Here is an 18,055-nt window from a genome sequence, read left to right as displayed (position 1 = left end):
TGCCCCAAAATCCCAATGGGCTTATGCGTTATCATGGCGGCATGTGGCTACGCCCACGCCCCTCGCCCACAGGACAGCTCGACGAATACGGTCAGCGCATCCGGCGCATTGAAGAGCTGGTGCGCCGCCAGTTGGCCCGCCGCCTGCATGACGGGCCGACCCAGTCGGTTTCGGCTCTGGCCATGCGGGCGGACATCGCCCGCCGCCAGCTGGCTGACCCCCAGGTGGCGCAAGATGAACTGGCCAAGCTCGAAGCCCTGGCCCGCCAAACCGCCGCCGAACTGCGCTATATGCAATTTTTGCTCATCCCCCAATCACTGGCCGTGGCTGGGCTGGAGACGGCTTGGGAAGACCTGGCCAGCCAGTTGAAGGAACGCTATGGCCAGGATCTGATCATGGATGTGGACAAACGCGGTGTTCGGGCGCTGACCCCGCAGCAGCAAGAGCTCTTGTACTACATCAGCGCCGAGGCACTGGAGAACAGCTGCCGGCATGCTCGCGCCTCGCAGATCGGACTCAGCCTCAGCTGGCCCGAGGCGGACGTCGTGCTGCTGGAAGTCAGTGATAACGGACAAGGTTTCGATGCGGACCTGATGTTGCAAACCGGCGAGGAGAAACGCAAGTACGGCCTGGCCATCTTGTACGAGCGGGTTAAGCTGCTGCCCGGCGAGCTTTCGATCGCCAGCGAAGCTGGGGAGGGCAGCAAGCTGCGCGTGGCGCTGCTGGCCGCCCGCGGGCGGCTGAACAACGAAGCATGAAAGTTTGGGCGGCGCTCTGGTTCTTCGCCTTCTTTGTCTGGATCCCCGTTGAAGATACGCATATAGGCTTCGTGCTCAGTCTAGCAGCCGCAGCGGCCGGCTGGCTGGCCCTGCGCTGGCACACCATGACGCCCTTACGCGGCGCCTTGTTGGGCTTAGCCATGCCGCTTTTCGCTGTGGGGCTGATGGCCTTTAAAGGTGGGCTGCACGGCCATGCTTTTCCAGACTTCACCGTACATCAAATCTTGACCATCTTGTATGCCGCGCCCTACACCCTGTTGGCGGGTTTGGTCTTAGGCTGGAGTATTCGGCGCCTTTCATAAGTGAAAGGCAAAACTTGTCCTGAACGCTTGTCAAAAACCCATTAAAATCAAATGCCATGCAAGTACTCCGTGTTTTGCTACAAGCGCCGGAATTTGGGGAAGAACGGCTAAGCTCCACCACCAAGCTGCTTCACAGTATCACTATTATTCTTTTGGGGTTGACTTCAGTTCTTTTTTTCCTGAATTACTTCTATATATTTTCAGGCCCAATCCAACTGGGCTTTATTTTGACCGCCCTCTTTGTGGAACTGCTGGCTTTTCAGCAGCTTAAAACCGCACGCATTCAAAATGCCCGCCGCATCCTGGTATATGGCCTTTGGATAGTGATCACAGTCTTCATCCTGACGGTAGAAGGCGTCCGAGGCTCTACGGTATTTGGTCAGTTCTTAGTCGTCTTCCTTAGTGGAGTGCTGGTCGCCGAAGGCACCGCCATACTCTTGGCGGTGCTTTCGATTTTGGCGAATTACCTGGCCGCGCTGCTCGAAAGCGGTCCCGGGCTGCTGTTCGGCGCAGGTTTGCCTTCGCTGGCATCGCATTGGGCCCTGCAAGCCGGCTATTTGCTGCTGGCTGTGGGGTTGGTCATGCTGCTGGCGCGCAGTGGCCAGGCCGCCACGGCCGAGCGTGAAAACAATGAAGATGATCTGCTGGAGCGCCTGGATGAACTGAGCGTGGCCAAGGCCCAATTGGAGATCAGCGAACGCAACCTCAGGCGGCGTGAAGGCGTTTTGGCCGCCATCCGTGACGCCGCCGAGCTTTTGCTGCGGGACGAATCGCTGGAGGCGGCCATCCTGGGCCTGCTGGCGGATCTGGGCGCCTCCACAGATGTGGACCGGGTGTACCTGTACGAAAATTATCAAGACGCGCAGGGCAAACTGAGCATTCGGCTCAAGCATGAATGGGTGGGCGACCTGGCTGGGCTGCCATCAGAACGGGCTAACGCCAATGCACGTCTTGAGGAAATCGGTTTTGCAGACTGGTCAGAGATTTTACGGAAAGATCTGGTGGTACGGTTGCAGGCCAGCAATGCTCCAGAACCGGTGGCTGGTTTACTGCGCGAATGTGGCGTGCAGTCTGTGCTGGCGGCTCCGATATTCTCTGGAGAGACCTGGTGGGGCATTATCGGCTTCCAGCAGACCCGCTGGGAGCGAGAGTGGGGACCGTTGGAAGAAGATGCATTGCGGGGTGCGGGAAGCATCTTGGGCGGGGCGCTTCAGCGCCGAAATATGCAGGCCGAACTCAACCAGAGCGAACTGCGCTATTTGGGCATTTTGCAAGACCAATTCGATCTGATCTGTCGTTTCAGCCCAGACGGGAAACTGGTCTTTGCCAATGATGCCTACCTGCGCTTTTTTGGCTTGCGCCGGGAGGACTTGTCTACGTTGAATGTCTGGAGCTATGTGCAGCCGACACATCATGAACCATTGCGCCGGCGGATTGCCTCGCTCAGCCAGCAGCGTCCGGTGCTGGCCAATCACATCCTGACGCGCCGCGGCGACGGTGTGATGGTGTGGATGGACTGGACCGAGCGCGGAGTCTTTGACCACAATGGCCAATTGCAGGAAGTGCAGTCTGTCGGCCGTGATATCGACCAGGAGATGCGCCTGCGCAAGCAGCTGGAAGAGAACCTGGCGCGTACGGAAAACCTGGCGATGACCGATGCTCTGACCGGGTTACTGAACCGCCGGGCCATCATGGAGCACGCCGAGGCAGAGTGGCAGCGCTCAGACCGGGAGAAAAGCCCGCTTAGTTTGATCTTGGTCGATCTGGATAACCTTAAGAAAGTGAATGACACCTATGGCCACCTGGCGGGCGACCAGGCCATCTCCTATATTGCCTCTGTCATGCACGGCAGCATGCGCCGCTACGATTGGGCCGGCCGCTGGGGTGGGGATGAATTCCTGCTGATCCTGCCTGGCGCAGACAGCCGCGAATCCGCCATGATAGCCGAACGGCTGCGCAGCAAGGTGAACTCCTTCTCCTTGTCGGACGGGAGCACCTTGCAGGTAAGGGTCAGTCTCGGTGTGGCCAGCCGGGATGCGCAGCACAAAGTGCCGGACCTGGAACAACTGCTCACCCAGGCAGATCAAGCACTTTATCTCGCCAAGCAGAAAGGGCGGGATCAGGTCGCCTTGGCTGGTGAGTAACATTCCATATATAATTAGTTTTCTTCAAGAGTTGTTTCTGGTGGGTAAGGGACCAGACATTGTGCATTCCCCAAATTTGCTTACTCGCGCCATCAAATTTAACCAAATAGACGGTATTTCCGCAGAGCTGCGAGAGCGGCTGTTTCTGAGGGCCTTTGGCGGCGTAGCCGTATTGATCGTGCTTGGTCTGCTTCTGTCCGGCGCCCTGATGGGTGGTGACCTTGCAGCTCAAATTGCCGGAATCACGTGTATTGCCCTGCTCATACTCGTTTGGGCTTTGTATGCCCTGCGCCGGACCTATGCCGCGCTTTTCCTGATGGTCTGGGGCGTTTGGCTGATCGTGACCACCATGATCATCAGCGAAGGCGGCAGCACCGGCATTTGGATGTTGCCCCAGTTCCTGATCGTGGTCTTTGCGCGGTTCGTATTGACCGGACGCGTCGCCACCGTATTGGGTGTGCTGACCGCCCTGATCGACTTAGCAGTTTATCAGTTTCAGTTGTATCGCTTCTTGCCCAATGGACTGGGGGGTATGGCTCTGCAAAACGAAGGGCTGGCGATTGCCAGCAGCTTGTTCTTTGTTTTGCTCATCTTTCACCTGACCGATATCGTCTTGCGTGAAACCGTGCGCCAGAATCAATTGAGTGAAGGCCGCTATCGTTCCCTGTTCGATAACATTACCGACGCGGTGCTGCTGATTGATAAGGACTACTGCTTTCTGGAAGTTAACCAGCAAGCAGAAGAACTGCTGGGGGTCTCAAAAGAAACCCTGGCCGGCCGCTCGCTGTTTGATGTGACCACTCAAGAGGAGTCGAAGATCTTGCAAGGACACTTTGATCGCCTCGAAAGCGAAGGCAGCCTGGCGCCCTTTGAGCGACCGCTGGCACGCGCAGATGGAAGCCGCCGTGTGGTGGAGACCACCCTGAGCATGGTCACCGACGAAAAGGGAGCGCCGCGTTTTTACCAGGCCGTAATCCGCGATATTACAGAGCGCAAGCGCCTGGAAGATGATCTGCGCCTCTCGCTGGGCGAAATGGAATCGCTGGCCATGCAGGATTCATTGACGGGCTTGCTCAACCGCAGAGCGATCATGGAACACGCTGAGGCCGAATGGCATCGCTCACGGCGTGAACATCGACCTATGTGCATCATGCTCGTCGATCTGGATAACTTCAAGAATGTGAATGACACCGTGGGCCACCTGGAGGGCGACAAAGTCATCCGCCAGGCTGCCCAAGTGATCCAGTCTTGTCTGCGCCGCTACGACTGGGCAGGTCGCTGGGGCGGCGACGAATTTTTGCTTATCTTGCCCGGCACCAGCCTCAGTGACGCCGGGCAGGTGGCTGAGCGCCTGCGCAACGAATACGTGGCTTTGGAAGAGCGCAACCGGGTCGTCCTGCATTTGCAGCCTTACCTAAGCATTGGCATCTCTGTGTTTTCGGGCCGCGCCGCAGATGAGACCAGCTTGAACGAGTTGTTTGCCCAAGCGGATAAAGCCTTGTATCTTGCCAAGCATCAAGGCAAGAACCGGGTGGAGATCTTTCGCCAAGCGGATGAGACTCTCATTTGATTTTTAGGCCCAGGTCCTGGTCTGGGGTATTCAGCCGGTAGAATCGCTGCTCGTCCTTCCTCATAGACTCACGGAGGTGAACCTTTGAAGATTCGAATTCCGCTTTTCTTGGGGATTGTTGCAGGTCTGTTGGCTTTGGTGCTTGTCTACCACGCCCAGGCCGAGACGCTCAGCGAACAGCCTGCAGAGGAAGCCAGCCTCGTGCAGGTAAACACCCAATGCGACAACCAAACCCGCCACGCCGCCTTCCCGCGTTTCGCGCGCCTGATGCACGACCCCCAATGGATGGAATATCCGTCACGCATGGCTGCGCCCGACTGGCCGTCGGGCTTTCACTATGATTGGTACCCGCAGACGGTTCAACTCCTTGTCAACCCCAAGTCTGGCGACGGCCGTTTCGCTTACACCCGCGCTTGGTTGCAGTACTTGCGTGACCTGCAGCCGGATGATGCCACGGCTGTTTGGATCGCGCGGATTGCTGCCGGCTTGTTCAACCGCAACGGGAATGTGCCTATCCCGATCTTGAACCTGGAGCAGCTAAAGCAGGAGCCGGTGGCTGAAAGCATTTCCTCGGGCGGCAATGTCGTCAGGATCCTGGAGACGCGCAATGGATCGGGCCGCATTGAGATGATCTACTTTAAAGACACCCCGCCAGAGGCTGAGTACATGAACTACCAGAACTTCCCCTGGTTGGTGACCAAATTTACCTCGGTGTCCATGGACGGCGACCTGGGCAATGCGGGCGGGATTGATGTCTATTTCCCCAATTTGTCCAAACAGAAAGAAGGCTACTGGGTGGACCTGAAGCGCGTGGAGTTCTTCCCGCAGTTGCCTTACTGCGCCACGGCCAAGCGTGACTTGCAAGTCCTGAACGATACCAACGGTTTGGCCAAGCAGCTCGCCACCCTGGCTGCGGGTCAGAGCTTTAGCATTCGCGAATATCTACCGCAGGGCAGCGATGTCTGGGGCCGCATAGATGAAGGCTGGGTGCTGCTTCAGTACCTTAACGCAGCAGGCCAGCCGGTCTACACTACAGACTGGCAAATGGACACCCGGCCGCCCATCCTCTTCCCCAACCGATAGACAACAAAAAACGCCTGGATTTCCAGGCGTTTTTTTTATTTGTCTATCGGTTGGTTTACTTGCAGCTGATTTCACGCACTCGATTGGCAGAGGCGGTCAAGTTGCCACGCTGATACTCGCCGTTATTGCAGGCGAAGTGACCCCAAGTGTATTCACCACGGGTGATGCTGACCACCTTTTCGCTGCCAGCAGGGATGGTGAAGACATAGGTCTGAGGGCCGCGCAGGGTCAGCACCAGGCGCGCCCCGGTCTTGTTCACCAGGGTCACTTTGGTCAGCGCCAAGATCCTGCCCACGTCCTGAGTGTTGGGGGCCTTGCTGCCGGGGCCACCCTTGTCACCGCACTTGGGGACCATCCACTTGAACTGATGCTTGCTCAGATCCAGTTGTCCACGAGTGGTAATACCGCAGGCAGTCAGGTGATAGCTGTATTGACCGCGTTCAGGGGTCATGAACTTGGTTTGCTGGGAGCTCACGCTCATGTAATACGCCCGTCCGGCGCCATCACTGGAATACAAGCGCACCGTCACAGCTTGGTTCGACTTGTTCTCTATGATGAAACGCATCAAGTTGGACTGGGCAAACACGGAACTCGGCAGGGCGGCAGACAGAAGCACCATCGCCATCAGCGCTAAAAACAGTTTCCGTAGGAAGCTCGCGGGTTTCATAGGGTCGTTCTCCTTTGGGGTCTGGGGAAATCCAGCTTGAATCCTATTGCATTGAATTTGGAATGTCAAGCTGAACCCGTGAAGATTTAGTCGCGCCTAAAAGGCGAACTTTTTCGCTTTCAAATTTGATTGCAGTTCGTTTGTTTAGGGTGCTAGAATCGCGTATGTTGGGTTAATCAGTACTCAGCTCTATAACCTCTATAAGGAGTACTAGCATGGCATACGAATTTACAAATTCCAAGGGACAGAAGTATTACTTGCACGCCCAGACGCGCACCAGTAAGAACGGCAAGCCGCGCACGCTGCATTTCTTCTCCAAGGAGATCAAGGAAGGCGCAATTGACGCCGTGCCCGCCGGCTATACCGTAGCGGAAATGGCCACTGGCCTGCCCGTGCTTAAGAAGAGCTCTTAGCTTTTTAGGCCGCAGCACACCAACAGCGCAGCATTGCTGCGCTGTTGGTTTTTAACCTACACCCTGCGCAAGATCACCTGGGCCGGTGTAACCCCCTTGCGCTCCCAGAATTGCTGGAAGCGAGATTTGTGCAGGCCCTGCACCCCAAGCAAGTAGGCTTCGGGATGCGTCTTCACGAAGCGTTGGTCTTGTTCCACCTCAGCCAGCATGCTTAAGAAGTAGTCGTGTTTGTCGCTGGCAATGCTCAGCTCCCCGCCGGGCGTCAAAACGTGCGCCATGGCATCCAAAAACCCCAGGCGGAACAGGCTGCGCTTTTGGTCCCTGCGCTTGTGTTCCGGATCTGGGAAGTGCAGGCTGGCGCGCTGCCAGCCTGCTGCGGGCAGCAACGGCCGCAGCAGGCTGAAGTTGGCGCGTACAATGCGCAGGTTGTCCAGCCGGCGCCGGGCGGCCAGATGGGCGGCATAGGTCGCCAGCCGGTGCGAGACCTCGATGCCCACGAAGTTCGTGCCCGGATCCTCAGCGGCCAGCTCCACCACGTATTCCCCGGTGCCTGTACCTACGTCTACCGCCAGCGGCCGACTGTCACCGAAGAGCGCTTCAGCGCTCAGGGGCGGGTGGGCGAGGGGATCATGGCGCAGGCTCTCGGCAGGCAGGTCGAGCAAATATTTGGCCGCGGTTTGTGGGTCCAGAGTGATGTGCTTAAGTCGAAAAAGACGGCGTCCGCGGGCCATGGCAAACAGATTATATGCGCTGGTTTAGGGTTAAAAAGAAAGAGGCGCCTTGGGCGCCTCTTTGGAGTTGGTGAGGGGATTAGGGACGCAGCGGGCTGATGGTCACCCAGGCGCCGGATTCACCGACGGTCACCGTACCGCTGCGGGCGATACCGTAAGCGGAATAGTAGTAATCATAGGTGCCCGGGAACACATTGAAGCGGTTCATACCCAGAGACGCCACCACCGAATAGCTGGTGGGGCCAATCAGCGTGATGCGGATGGGGAAGCTGTAATGGCTGCCAATGCGCAGATTGCTGCTGCCAAATTGGTCAGGATCCGAGGCCAACTGGGCCAGCTTCACATCCACCACTTCACAGGGGTAGATGATCAGGTTGCCGGTGCCGTTTTTGAGGATACGAACCTCGCCACCATAGGTGCCGCCGCAGGCCTCATAGGAATAGGCGTAGTTGCCGACTGCCAGGCTAAGGAAGCGGTTGTTCTCAAGAGGAGAGATAGCCAAGTCGTAGCTTGCCGGCCCGGTCAACTTGACAGTTACCTGGCTCGGGATGCGGCTGCTGACTGTGAACTTGGCATACTCCAAAGGAGCGGAACAGGGCGGGATCACCAGCCACTGCAGCGAGGAATTTACGGTGATTTCACCGCTCACCTTCTCGCCGCCACAGGCCGTATAGGTGTACTTATAGGTGCCCTCTTCCACGGTCTTTAATAGCTTGCCGGGCTCCACATCAAAGCTATAGTTCTTGGGGCCGGTCAGGGTGATCTTTACGGTGCCTTCCGTGTCGTTGTGCACGTTTAGATCATAGGTGGCCGCGGCCATAACCGGGGTAACCACACCCAGGGTCAGGGCAAATACAGTAAGCAATACAATCCAGGTTTTCTTCATCTCAGGCAAACTCCGATCGCTTTCAGGGGTGGGCGGCGCCAGGGCACCTGCCAGGGCTGAGCGAGCTGATAATAGCTTCTGCAAAAGCAGATGTCAATGTAAATGTAAATGCCCTGAGTTTGTATAATCTTTTACTCATATGTCGGGAAAACCTCTCTCGCATCACCAGCAGTGAGCCCATTTTGGCTTGCCCAGCGGACTTCCAATTGAATAAAAAAAGCGCAGCCATTGGGCTGCGCTTTTAAAGTTACATTTGCATTACTGGAGTGACGTCCTGAGCCTGGGGACCTTTTTGTCCCTGGACGATCACAAATTCCACCCGTTGTCCTTCATCCAGGCTACGGTATCCATCGCCTACGATCGCACTGAAATGCACAAAGACATCTTCGCCGTCATCGGGTGAGATGAAGCCAAAGCCTTTGGTGGCATTAAACCACTTTACCGTGCCGGTAACGCGTTCCGCCATGATCTCGGTCCTCCTTTCTTCAAATTCTGCTAGAGGTCCTGATCAGTTGGAACAGCTACTGCGCAAAGGAGAGCTGCTAGCACCGCAAAAATTCTAGCATGCGCAGATTTGCGTGTCAACGCGCGCATAACCTCCAAGTCAGCCTAATAAAGTTGTTAGCTCTTGCTGTACTTGAATGTGCTACCGTCAAGTTCTTGAATAGGTGAGGGATGGCTAGAGTTCTGGTAGTGGAAGATATGCCCGACAGCGCTGAAATCGCGGCCCAAATTTTGCGGAATTATGCCCATGAGGTTTGCCTGGCGCAGAGCGCGCATGAGGGGTTGGAACTGGTGGCTCAATTTTCGCCTGAGCTGATTCTCTATGATTATTGGCTTCCAGACATGGACGCTCGCACCTTTCTGAGCCGCTTGGGGGCGCAGAACGCATCGGCTGGCATTCGGGTGGTGGCCTGCACGGCCGCACCCCGCGCAGTGATCGAGCAGGGTCTGCAAGGCCAGCAATTCCACGCCTACATCTTTAAGCCTTACCGGCTTAGTGCGTTTATGCAAGTGGTTGAGGAACAATTATCCTTAGTCTAGCGGCGACTATGTGCGCGTTCAGAGCGGGGAGATGCCTGTTAATTAATCGTTCGTTCATTTATGGCGAAACAGGTATACTGCGCAGGCTAACGTTAGGTTAAGAAGGAAAGCTTGCAAGAGACACCACAAATCCAGGAAGACCAGCTGGTACGCGAGGCGATGAATGGCGGCGAACAAGCCTTTGCCGCGCTCTATGACGAGTACATAGACAGCATTTATCGCTTTATTTTTTTGCGGGTTGAAGATCAGCAAACTGCAGAAGATATCGCTGCGAACGTCTTTATGCGCGCCTGGGAAAAACTGGGCAGCTATCAGTTCCGCGGGGTACCCTTTAGAGCTTGGCTGTTCCGCATCGCACGCAATGCTGTGGTTGACCACTACCGCACCCGCAAGGAAACCGCGCCGCTTGAGGCGGTGGTTAACACACACGACGAGAGCGCTATTCCCGTTTCGCAGCAAGTTGGCCTGCGTATTGAAGTGCAGCAAGTTATGGATTGCATGCAAGAGCTAACCCGGGATCAGCGTAACGTGCTGACCTTGAAACTCGTTCATGGGTTAAGTACAAAAGAAATCGCTAAGAGCCTGGGTAAACGCCAGGGTGCAGTACGGGCTCTTCAAATGCGCGGTTTACAAGCCCTGGCAAAACTATTGGAGAAGAATGGTAACTAAGCTGGATATTGCTCTGGAAGAATGTTTGGAGCAATTACGCACAGGCGAAGCCACTGTGGAGCAATGCTTGCAGCGCCACCCCGAGCTGCAAGAGCAATTGCGACCCATGCTGGCGGCCGCGGCTCAAGTGCAGGAGCTCGGCGAGTTTAAACCCCGCCCAGAATTCCGCATGCAGACCCGCGCCATGCTGCATGGATACATGCGCGCCAGCCCGCGGCGTCGCCCCGCGTTCTCTTCAGGGTTCTTGCGTTTGGCAACCAGCCTGGGGGTGGTTGTCCTCGCGTTGGTGAGCACCGGGGCGGCGCTGGCCCAATCGGCTTTGCCAGGTGACCCTCTGTATCCTGTGAAACTAACCACGGAGCAGGTGTGGCGCAACCTGCAGAGCGACCCTGTGCGAGCGGATGCAGCCTTGGCCAACCGCCGTGTCCAAGAGCTCGTGGCCGTTCAAGGTCAGGCTGAGTTGGAAGAGATCAGCATTAATCTGTACGCCGAAACGGTGCAGCAGCTGCGCAGCGCGGCCAAAGACGATCCTCAACTGACTGCTTGGTTGAATCAGGTATTGCTGGTGCAGCAAGATACTCTGGAAAAGTTACTGGTGAATTCTGAGGCAGATTTGCGTGAAAAGCTGTTTGAGCTTCTTTTCCAGCCGTTGAACAACACTAACCCTGCGCCGGCCATCACCCCCACACCCGCAACGCCTGAGGCCTCCGGTGCTGCCCCGGCAGACAAGGCTATAGTCGCCACCGCTACTGCCGGTCCTTTGCGCGAGATCATCCCGACAGTGTTCCCCATCCTTGCTTCTCCGAAAGAAGAGACCCCCGCAAATCGGGGGGTTCTTCCGATTCTAAGTGATGCAGTGGATGACACCTTAGACACCACTTTAGACATTATCAAAGGTCTTTTCGGCACCAAAAAATGAGCCAGTCCAATAGGGGAAAGCGGCTGGAGGTTCGTTTCGGCTACCTGGTGCCGATTTTTGTGGTGTTGGGGGCGCTGTTAAACCTGGCCATTACCCAACCGCCTCACTTGCGCCTAGGGCGCGTCTCGGGTATCTCGATCAAGGCAGGCTACACCGCAAACTATGGCCGGAATATGCCGGGCCTGAACTTTCCGGCCATCAACCCGGGCATTATTGAAGAAGCTCAGCGCGATGCAGAGGCTGGCGGGTTCGCCCCAAGCGAGACGCCTAATTTGGCTGCGGCCACCGCCACGGCGACGCCTTTGCCCCCTGGTCAGCCGACTGAGACCAGTGGCAGCGTGCTGCCCGTGGTTCCCACCTTGGTGGGTGCCGTACCCACAATTGCCGGCGTGGTTCCAACGGTGATTGGCGTTGTGCCCACGGTGGTCAATGTGGTCCCTACTGTTGTCAATGTGATCCCGACAGTGGTGGGCATTATCCCGACCTTGCTGCCTATCTTGCCGCCGTTATTTCCCTGACGTAGGCTCCATCAATTCCAAGAAAGCTTGCGCCATAGCGGGATCAAAGTGTTTGCCACTTTGTTCTTTAATATAGGCCAAGGTTTCAGCCTGGCTCCAGGCTCGGCGATAGGGCCGGTCGCTGGTCAGCGCATCCCACACATCCACCACCGCAAAGATGCGCGCAGGCAGCGGAATTTCCGTGCCCTTTAGGCCACGCGGATAGCCGCTGCCGTCCCAGCGTTCGTGGTGCGCGTAAGGCACATCCATGGCAGGCTGCAGGAATTCGATCTTTTCCAGGAAATCCTTGGCCAGCACCGGATGCTTTTGCATCTGGACCAGCTCTTCTGCGTCCAGTTTGCCGGGCTTCAGCAGTATCTCGTCCCGAATGCCAATTTTGCCAATGTCGTGCAACAGTGCGCCGCGATAGAGGTGCACCAGGTCAGAGCCGTGCAACCCCAGGCTTTTGGCCAGCTCCACTGACAGGTCTGCCACCCGGCGGCTGTGGCCCTCGGTTTCGTGGTCACGCATGTCTGTGGCTTGCGCCCAGCCCTCGATGGTTTCGTTGTAGGCCTTGAACAATTGCCGGCGGGACCCGCGCAGGCTTTTGGCCATGGCATTAAATGACTGCGAGAGGACACTGATCTCGTTTTGGCCCTGCTCGGGCACGCTGACCTGCAGGTTGCCTGCCGCGATCTGCTGCGCGGCCAGCTTTAGCTCTTGAATTGGGCGGCTGATGTAATTGGCGATCAGCAGGCCGATCAGAATCACCAACAGCAGCGAGGCCACCATCAGCACCAAAGTGTTTTCTCGGGTGAATTGACTGGCCTGCACCAGGAAACGCGGCGCCAGAGCCACGCCCAGGTAGCCTAAAGCCTGTGTGTCTCTGACCTGCCAAACGCTGATCAACTCATTTTGGCCGGATTGTGCACTGCCCAAATTTCGGGAAACGCCATCTTCCGGGTGGGTGCGCAGGTCATTGAGCTGGAATAGGTCAAGAGGCATTGCTTCTTCAAAGGAGCTGCTCAGCGGGAAGCCGTTTTCGTTATAGAAGCTGACCTGAGCCAATGTCTCGGCGCGCACCTGAGCGCTCAAAGTGTTCAGGGAGATGCCCGCCAGCGCCGCCCCCACCAGCTCCCCGTTGGCTGAGTAGACGGGTCCGCTGACAAAAAGGTATTGCCCCGCCGGGGTGGGCACCAAGCCCACGAACTTATCCCCAGCCGTGTCCTCAGCGCCGGTCAAAGCCTTGCGTACAAAATCCTGCTGGCTGTAAGCTGATTGGGTCGGCAGCTCCTGATAACCGTTGCCGGCGTCATCCAAGCCGAGCGATAGCAATGCCTGCCCGTCTGCCTGCAGGATGGCAAAAGCTTCTAAGCCGGTGTTGAAGGCGCCTGGTTCCACCAGCGCGCGCAGCAACTCTGTATCGCCGGCGCTGATCGCTTGGGCAACACCGACAGTGTTGCCGGCCAGACGCTGCGCTGCCAGCAGGTTCTCCTCGGTGCGCACCAGGCTTTGTTTGGAAATGATGGTGGTCTGAATAAGCTCGTTGAGGAAACGCTCCTCCAGCGATTGGAAAATGAGCCGCGTGACCACATAAGTCCCCCCAGCCGCGATCAAGAGCGCCAGCAGGATGTAGGGGACGGTAATTTGCGTGAAAAGAGGAATATACGCTTTGCGTAAACGCTCGATCATTGTTGGCCCCACGGACATTGTAGTCCACAGTGGCGATTTGCTGCATGAACATGGTGTAGGCATTTGCTTGCAGAAATGGTTATCCTATGTAAAATCGGCACAGGCTGTGGCCGGGTTGGCTGCCCGGCAGTTGAGAGGAGATTTTCAGAAACATGGCAGAACGTGAACAAGGAACGGTCAAATGGTTCAATAGCGCAAAGGGTTACGGCTTTCTCGAGCGCGATTCTGGCGGCGACATTTTTGTCCATTTTTCCGCGATAAACATGGATGGCTTTCGTTCTTTGAAAGAAGGCCAGCGTGTTGAGTTTGTCGTTGGCGACAGCGACAAGGGCCCTCAGGCCCAAGACGTAACCCTGATCTAAGCAAGCCTTTTGAAGCCTAAGAACAGAAAACCCGCCAACAGGCGGGTTTTCTGTTCCTAGGCCCGGTTAATTTCCGGTGGAAAAGACCGAAAAGTCGTCAAAAAAGATGCTGGTGGTGCTTTCATAAGTCCCCGCGATCAGCCCCACCTGCCCATTGGTGAGGGCGTTGTCCTGGGTTTCAAAGACCAGTTCCCCATTCACGTACAAAGCCAGGCGGGGGCCATCGCAGACAGCTTCGATCAAGTTCTCCTCAGTCCCCAGACGAATTTGCCCGCTGGGCAACAATTGGCTTTGGCCAATGCCTTCCAGTTGGCCTTGGTTGATGCGCTTGGCGATCACGTAATAGCCATCGCTGCTGATCAGGAAGGCGTAAAAACTTGCCGTGACGCTGGTGCCCTGAATGCGACAGAGCACCCCATAAAAGTTGTTGTCCGTGCCGGTTTGCTTGTGGGCCGTTACCTGCACGCGTGTGTCGCTGAACAGGCGACCGGGCATGGCCCATACGCCGGTGGCCCCGCCGCTGACCCCTTGGGTCACGCGCAACACATAGCCATCGCCTGCATATAAACCCGGGGAAGATGGGTCGCCATTGGTATACCATCCGCTGCCGGGGTCAGAGAAATCATCGAAGAAGAGCAGGCCATCTGCCGCCGCCTGCGCAGCCAGCTGCTGTTGCAGATCGGCAATTTGGGCCTCCACATCGGCATGATCTGGCGCGTTGGGCACAAAGGTCAGGTAGATCTGCAGATCCAGGGCGGCCGCGGCGCTGTTGCCCAGCGCGGTGTGTACCGCGGCCCGGTTGCGGTACACCAGGCCGAAGTTGGGGTTCAGTTCAATCGCACGCGCCAGGTCTGCCAGTGCCTGGCTGTGATTGCCTTGCTCGAAGTGCAGCATGCCGCGGTTTTGAAAGGCGGAAGCATAGTTGATGTCTGCGGTAACCGCCTGGTCATAATCGTTCAACGCCTCATCTACCCGGCCCAGCTGGCGGTTGGCGTTGCCGCGCAGCAGCCAAGCCTGGGCATTCTCGCCATCCTGTGCCAGGGCCTGGTCCAGCAGGATCAGGGCTTCATTCAACAGGCCCTGGTTGATGGCATCTTGCGCCACTTCGATCAGACGGCTGGCGGGCAGCGTAGGAGTGGCGCTGGCTGTTGGCGCCGGGATGGGAGTGGAGCTGGGCTGCAACTCCAGGCTGATTTGCAGCGGCCCCTCATCCAATGCGCTGCACGCGCTCAGCGAGAGCATGACCAGGAGGCCTAAAAGGACCCAATAGTGTTTCACAGTGGGCCTAACTGTACAGCAAAATTGCCGGCGCCGCAAACCGCACAAAAAAAGAGGCGCACGGATCCGTGCGCCTCTTTTACTCTTTGATCTGATGGCTTAGCCGCGGACGATGATCTCGATCCAGATGGGCAAATTGAAGTCCGGGCCGACGCCAAATGTATCGCCGCCCTTGCTGCGCAGCATCCATTCGCCGCGGTAGGTGCCCGGCTCGGCCGGAGCCACTAGGTTGATGCTGAAGTTGGCATAGTTGCCTGCGAGCACACCGAAAGTGATCGTCAGCGGGTTCTGGCCGTTCATGCGCGTGCCGCCAATAAAGACCAACTCGTACTCGCCCGCCACCCAGTTGCAGGTGCCCACGTTTTGCAGGCGCCAGGTTTTTTGCATGGCCTGGCCGGCATTGACCCGTGTGCCGTCCGGATAGGTCTCGTCGTACACATAGCGGGCGCCATAGCAGCTTCCTGCGGTGGGGTTGGCTGTGGGGCTGGCAGACGGTGCTGTCGTGGCTTGTGCGGCCTCGGTAGCTTCGGGTGTGGCGTCACTGCTGGCGGCTTCGGTCAGCGCCAGGGCCAGGGCAGTCAGCTGGGCCTGTTCCACCGTCGCCGTGGGTTCGGCGGCCTCCTCAGTCGGCGTAGCTTCCGGCGTCTCGCTCGGCACTTCCAGCGTGGCCGCGTTCAACAACGCTTCCAGGGTCATTTGAACCTGTGCGTCTGCCGTCGCGGCAGACATTTCGGTGGCCAAATCGGCAATCTGCTTATCGCTGTCTGTGGCGCTGCGCACACAGGCACTGAGCAGTAAAGTTAGAACAATTAGGAAGAAAAATAGCATTTTGCGCATGAGCGCACTATACAAGAAAGCTTTTGCGCACGCAACCAAAAAGAGGCGGCCGTTGTAGGTCGCCTCTTTATTGGTTGGGGATGTAGATTGGCTAAGGGCCAAGGCAGGGATCAGGCAGTGAGCTGCCCGGCCGGGCGCCGCAGAACTCGTAGTCACCGCCGTCCGTGAACTTGCCCACAAATTGGTTGAGGTTGTTGGCCTTGATTTGGGTTGACCAGGTGCCGCTGCCTGGTGCATTCACCGAGCCGCTCGCCGATTGGCGCGAGCCACTCAACGTGCCAGAAATGCTCACGGCCAGGGCGCCTGGGTTTAGCGTCATCGAGCAGTTGATCGAATTGCCGCTGACTGTGCAGCTCATCGGTCCGGTGTAGGTGGTGCCCAGGATGACCGTGCGCATATTCCAGTTGCCTTCCCAATCGTACGACGGGGTCGGCGTCAGGGTGGCGGTCGGCGTGGGCGGCTGGGTGGCCACCGGCAGGTTCCACTCGGCAAAGTTGGCCGGGGTGGCATACTGCAGCCACAGCCAGCAGTCGCCGGAACCGGCCGGGTTGCGCACCACCACGTAGTTGGTGGCATTGTAGACCTTGAGCACTTCCACGCTCTGCCCGGTCTGGATGGTGGTCAGCAGCGTGTAGTTGCTGCTGGGGCCGCTGCGGCAGTTGGTGTTCTGGCCCACCGACACCATCGGAAGCGCCGGCGTGGGGGAGAGCGTAGCTGTCGGCTCACCGGCCTCGGTTGGCGGTACCAGCGGCGTGGCTGTGTTCTGTGCGCCGGCCGCGGCGGTTTGCAGCTCGGCGATCTGCAGGGTCTGCGCCACGCCGGTTTGGATCGCCGCAGCATTGGACCCTGGCGCGCAGGCCTGCAACAACAGCGCTGCGGACAGCACGATGACTAAGTGAACCAAACGAAGCTTCATAGAACCGCTTCTCCTCTAGAGAAAGATCTTACGGCCACTGGCAAGGGGCGGGCATGGAACTGCCCGAGCGCCAGCCGCAGAATTCCCAGCTGCCCATATCCAGGTTGCCCACAAACTGGTTCGTGTTGCCAGACTTGATCTCCGCGGCCCAGTTGCCGCTGCCGGTGCCACTGTATGTGCCACTGGCAGACAGCTTGTTTGCCGCAATCGAGCCGCTAAACACATAGCTGAACGCTCCGGGGTTGCCCACGCCAGAACAGGTCAGGGTGGAACCGCTGACATTGCAGCTGATCGTGCCGGTGCGTTCCACGCCACCGTGATACACGCGGAAGTTCCAGCTGCCCGGCCAATAGGACACTGGGGTGGCGGTCGCTGTGGGCAACGGGGTGGGGGGCAGTGTGGCCTTCGGCAAGCCATAGGCCGAGAAATCAGTTGGGTCGGCGTAGCGCAGCCACAGCCAGCAGTCAGCGTTGTTGTCCGGAATTTGAATGACCACATAGTTGTGGTCGCCGTCATAGGTCTTGATAACCTCAGCCTCTTCGCCTGCATACAGGATGGTTACTTGGTCATAAAAAGTGCTTGGACCGCGCCGGCAGTTGGTATTCTCGCTCACCGAAACAATGGGGGGCGGGGTGGCTGTGTCCACCACAGGCGTAGCGCTGGCTGCTTCGGCCGGGGGCGGCGTGGCTGTGTCAGCTGGCAGGTTGGCCGCAGCCGCCTGCGTCTGCAGATCAGAGATTTGCAGCGTCTGAGCGATGCCGGTCTGGATGGCTCCCTCGCTGGAGGCGGCAGCACAGGCTTGCAACAGCAGGGCGCCCAGGATGAATACAATCGGGATTATTTGACGAAATTTCATTTTTCTCTTCCTCCAGATAACTATACACGCAAAATGCCGGGTAAAGCACGCTTACCTGGCCAATCGTGATGCTGTTTGGAATACGAGAGACAAGGGAATGTGTTACGAGGGCTTTTAGTCACATAAAGAGCGGTGGCCCGGCCCAAACACCAAGCGTGTTGGTGCCTTGCGATGCGCCGCCTGAGCAGCCCCCGCTGCCCGGACAACGGTCGGGGCAGCTGAGCGCTCTGGCTAGTTGCGCCCTCGCGGCCACAGCACCAAGCCGATGATAGCCAGCACCACGCCGATCACGGCCCAGGTCGGGTCATTGTTCATCACGCTGTCTGTTGCCGTAAATAACCCGGCGCCCTGGGCAAAGAAGACCAGACCGGGCAGGCCAATCGCAAGGGCGAGCAGTTTGCGCAGCATGG

The 18,055-nt window shown here is 57.6% G+C and carries 22 protein-coding genes; 11 read left to right on the top strand and 11 right to left on the bottom strand.

What is annotated here, in order from left to right:
• Positions 1-41: 41 nt before the first annotated feature.
• The 5 genes from KF885_01340 to KF885_01320 all read left to right on the top strand — a co-directional run bounded on the left by KF885_01340 (position 42) and on the right by KF885_01320 (position 5,878).
• Complete coding sequence (locus tag KF885_01340) at positions 42-758, top strand: hypothetical protein (protein MBX3047798.1); 717 nt, start codon at positions 42-44, stop codon at positions 756-758.
• Entirely contained in the window at positions 755-1,081 is a 327-nt protein-coding gene (locus tag KF885_01335; GenBank protein MBX3047797.1) for a hypothetical protein, read from the top strand. The genes KF885_01340 and KF885_01335 overlap by 4 nt, the downstream gene beginning before the upstream one ends.
• A gap of 227 nt (positions 1,082-1,308) precedes the next feature.
• On the top strand, positions 1,309-3,225 hold the full coding sequence (locus KF885_01330; protein ID MBX3047796.1) for a diguanylate cyclase: 1,917 nt from the start codon (positions 1,309-1,311) through the stop codon (positions 3,223-3,225).
• A 61-nt stretch (positions 3,226-3,286) separates the two neighbouring features.
• On the top strand, positions 3,287-4,795 hold the full coding sequence (locus KF885_01325; protein MBX3047795.1) for a diguanylate cyclase: 1,509 nt from the start codon (positions 3,287-3,289) through the stop codon (positions 4,793-4,795).
• Positions 4,796-4,879: 84 nt separating this feature from the next.
• A complete protein-coding gene (locus tag KF885_01320; protein ID MBX3047794.1) occupies positions 4,880-5,878 on the top strand; it encodes a hypothetical protein in 999 nt (332 codons plus the stop codon).
• 55 nt (positions 5,879-5,933) lie between these two features.
• Here KF885_01320 and KF885_01315 read toward each other — a convergent pair whose 3' ends face one another.
• On the bottom strand, positions 5,934-6,545 hold the full coding sequence (locus KF885_01315; GenBank protein ID MBX3047793.1) for a hypothetical protein: 612 nt from the start codon (positions 6,543-6,545) through the stop codon (positions 5,934-5,936).
• A 215-nt stretch (positions 6,546-6,760) separates the two neighbouring features.
• On the opposite strand from KF885_01315, the gene KF885_01310 reads away from it, so the two are divergent.
• The gene (locus KF885_01310) at positions 6,761-6,958 is read left to right on the top strand and encodes a hypothetical protein (protein ID MBX3047792.1); all 198 of its coding nucleotides are present in this window, start codon (positions 6,761-6,763) and stop codon (positions 6,956-6,958) included.
• 56 nt (positions 6,959-7,014) lie between these two features.
• Here the strand turns inward: KF885_01310 and KF885_01305 are convergent, their stop codons facing one another.
• The 3 genes from KF885_01305 to KF885_01295 all read right to left on the bottom strand — a co-directional run bounded on the left by KF885_01305 (position 7,015) and on the right by KF885_01295 (position 9,041).
• Positions 7,015-7,689, bottom strand: coding sequence for a hypothetical protein (locus tag KF885_01305; protein ID MBX3047791.1), 675 nt, complete (start codon positions 7,687-7,689; stop codon positions 7,015-7,017).
• 79 nt (positions 7,690-7,768) lie between these two features.
• Positions 7,769-8,575: a hypothetical protein gene (locus tag KF885_01300; protein MBX3047790.1), complete on the bottom strand. Its 807-nt coding sequence runs from the start codon at positions 8,573-8,575 to the stop codon at positions 7,769-7,771.
• 247 nt (positions 8,576-8,822) lie between these two features.
• A complete protein-coding gene (locus tag KF885_01295) occupies positions 8,823-9,041 on the bottom strand; it encodes a cold-shock protein (GenBank protein ID MBX3047789.1) in 219 nt (72 codons plus the stop codon).
• A 209-nt stretch (positions 9,042-9,250) separates the two neighbouring features.
• Between KF885_01295 and KF885_01290 the strand changes: the two genes are divergently transcribed.
• Positions 9,251-9,619, top strand: coding sequence for a response regulator (locus KF885_01290; GenBank protein MBX3047788.1), 369 nt, complete (start codon positions 9,251-9,253; stop codon positions 9,617-9,619).
• A gap of 111 nt (positions 9,620-9,730) precedes the next feature.
• Positions 9,731-10,288: a sigma-70 family RNA polymerase sigma factor gene (locus KF885_01285; protein MBX3047787.1), complete on the top strand. Its 558-nt coding sequence runs from the start codon at positions 9,731-9,733 to the stop codon at positions 10,286-10,288.
• Here the strand turns inward: KF885_01285 and KF885_01280 are convergent.
• Entirely contained in the window at positions 10,265-10,396 is a 132-nt protein-coding gene (locus KF885_01280; protein MBX3047786.1) for an SWIM zinc finger family protein, read from the bottom strand. The two genes, KF885_01285 and KF885_01280, sit on opposite strands and share 24 nt — an antisense overlap.
• Here KF885_01280 and KF885_01275 point away from each other — a divergent pair.
• Positions 10,356-11,207 carry a hypothetical protein gene (locus KF885_01275; GenBank protein MBX3047785.1) on the top strand — a complete coding sequence of 284 codons (852 nt, stop codon included), beginning with the start codon at positions 10,356-10,358 and terminating at the stop codon, positions 11,205-11,207. The genes KF885_01280 and KF885_01275 overlap by 41 nt on opposite strands.
• A complete protein-coding gene (locus KF885_01270) occupies positions 11,204-11,725 on the top strand; it encodes a hypothetical protein (GenBank protein ID MBX3047784.1) in 522 nt (173 codons plus the stop codon). The genes KF885_01275 and KF885_01270 overlap by 4 nt, the downstream gene beginning before the upstream one ends.
• Here KF885_01270 and KF885_01265 read toward each other — a convergent pair.
• Positions 11,714-13,396, bottom strand: coding sequence for a HAMP domain-containing protein (locus tag KF885_01265; GenBank protein ID MBX3047783.1), 1,683 nt, complete (start codon positions 13,394-13,396; stop codon positions 11,714-11,716). The two genes, KF885_01270 and KF885_01265, sit on opposite strands and share 12 nt — an antisense overlap.
• A gap of 152 nt (positions 13,397-13,548) precedes the next feature.
• On the opposite strand from KF885_01265, the gene KF885_01260 reads away from it, so the two are divergent.
• A complete protein-coding gene (locus KF885_01260) occupies positions 13,549-13,758 on the top strand; it encodes a cold-shock protein (GenBank protein ID MBX3047782.1) in 210 nt (69 codons plus the stop codon).
• 66 nt (positions 13,759-13,824) lie between these two features.
• Here the strand turns inward: KF885_01260 and KF885_01255 are convergent, their stop codons facing one another.
• From KF885_01255 to KF885_01235, 5 genes are all read right to left on the bottom strand, one after another.
• The gene (locus KF885_01255; protein MBX3047781.1) at positions 13,825-15,036 is read right to left on the bottom strand and encodes a tetratricopeptide repeat protein; all 1,212 of its coding nucleotides are present in this window, start codon (positions 15,034-15,036) and stop codon (positions 13,825-13,827) included.
• Positions 15,037-15,135: 99 nt separating this feature from the next.
• The gene (locus KF885_01250) at positions 15,136-15,873 is read right to left on the bottom strand and encodes a hypothetical protein (GenBank protein MBX3047780.1); all 738 of its coding nucleotides are present in this window, start codon (positions 15,871-15,873) and stop codon (positions 15,136-15,138) included.
• A gap of 91 nt (positions 15,874-15,964) precedes the next feature.
• Complete coding sequence (locus KF885_01245; protein MBX3047779.1) at positions 15,965-16,789, bottom strand: SH3 domain-containing protein; 825 nt, start codon at positions 16,787-16,789, stop codon at positions 15,965-15,967.
• A gap of 28 nt (positions 16,790-16,817) precedes the next feature.
• The gene (locus tag KF885_01240; GenBank protein MBX3047778.1) at positions 16,818-17,645 is read right to left on the bottom strand and encodes a hypothetical protein; all 828 of its coding nucleotides are present in this window, start codon (positions 17,643-17,645) and stop codon (positions 16,818-16,820) included.
• 231 nt (positions 17,646-17,876) lie between these two features.
• Complete coding sequence (locus KF885_01235; protein ID MBX3047777.1) at positions 17,877-18,053, bottom strand: hypothetical protein; 177 nt, start codon at positions 18,051-18,053, stop codon at positions 17,877-17,879.
• Positions 18,054-18,055 lie beyond the last annotated feature (2 nt).

Source organism: Anaerolineales bacterium (assembly GCA_019637805.1).
In the GTDB taxonomy this organism is placed as follows: domain Bacteria; phylum Chloroflexota; class Anaerolineae; order Anaerolineales; family UBA11579; genus JAMCZK01.
The sequence above is the reverse complement of the archived record's forward strand: the minus strand, read 5'-3'. Positions and strand labels throughout refer to the sequence as shown.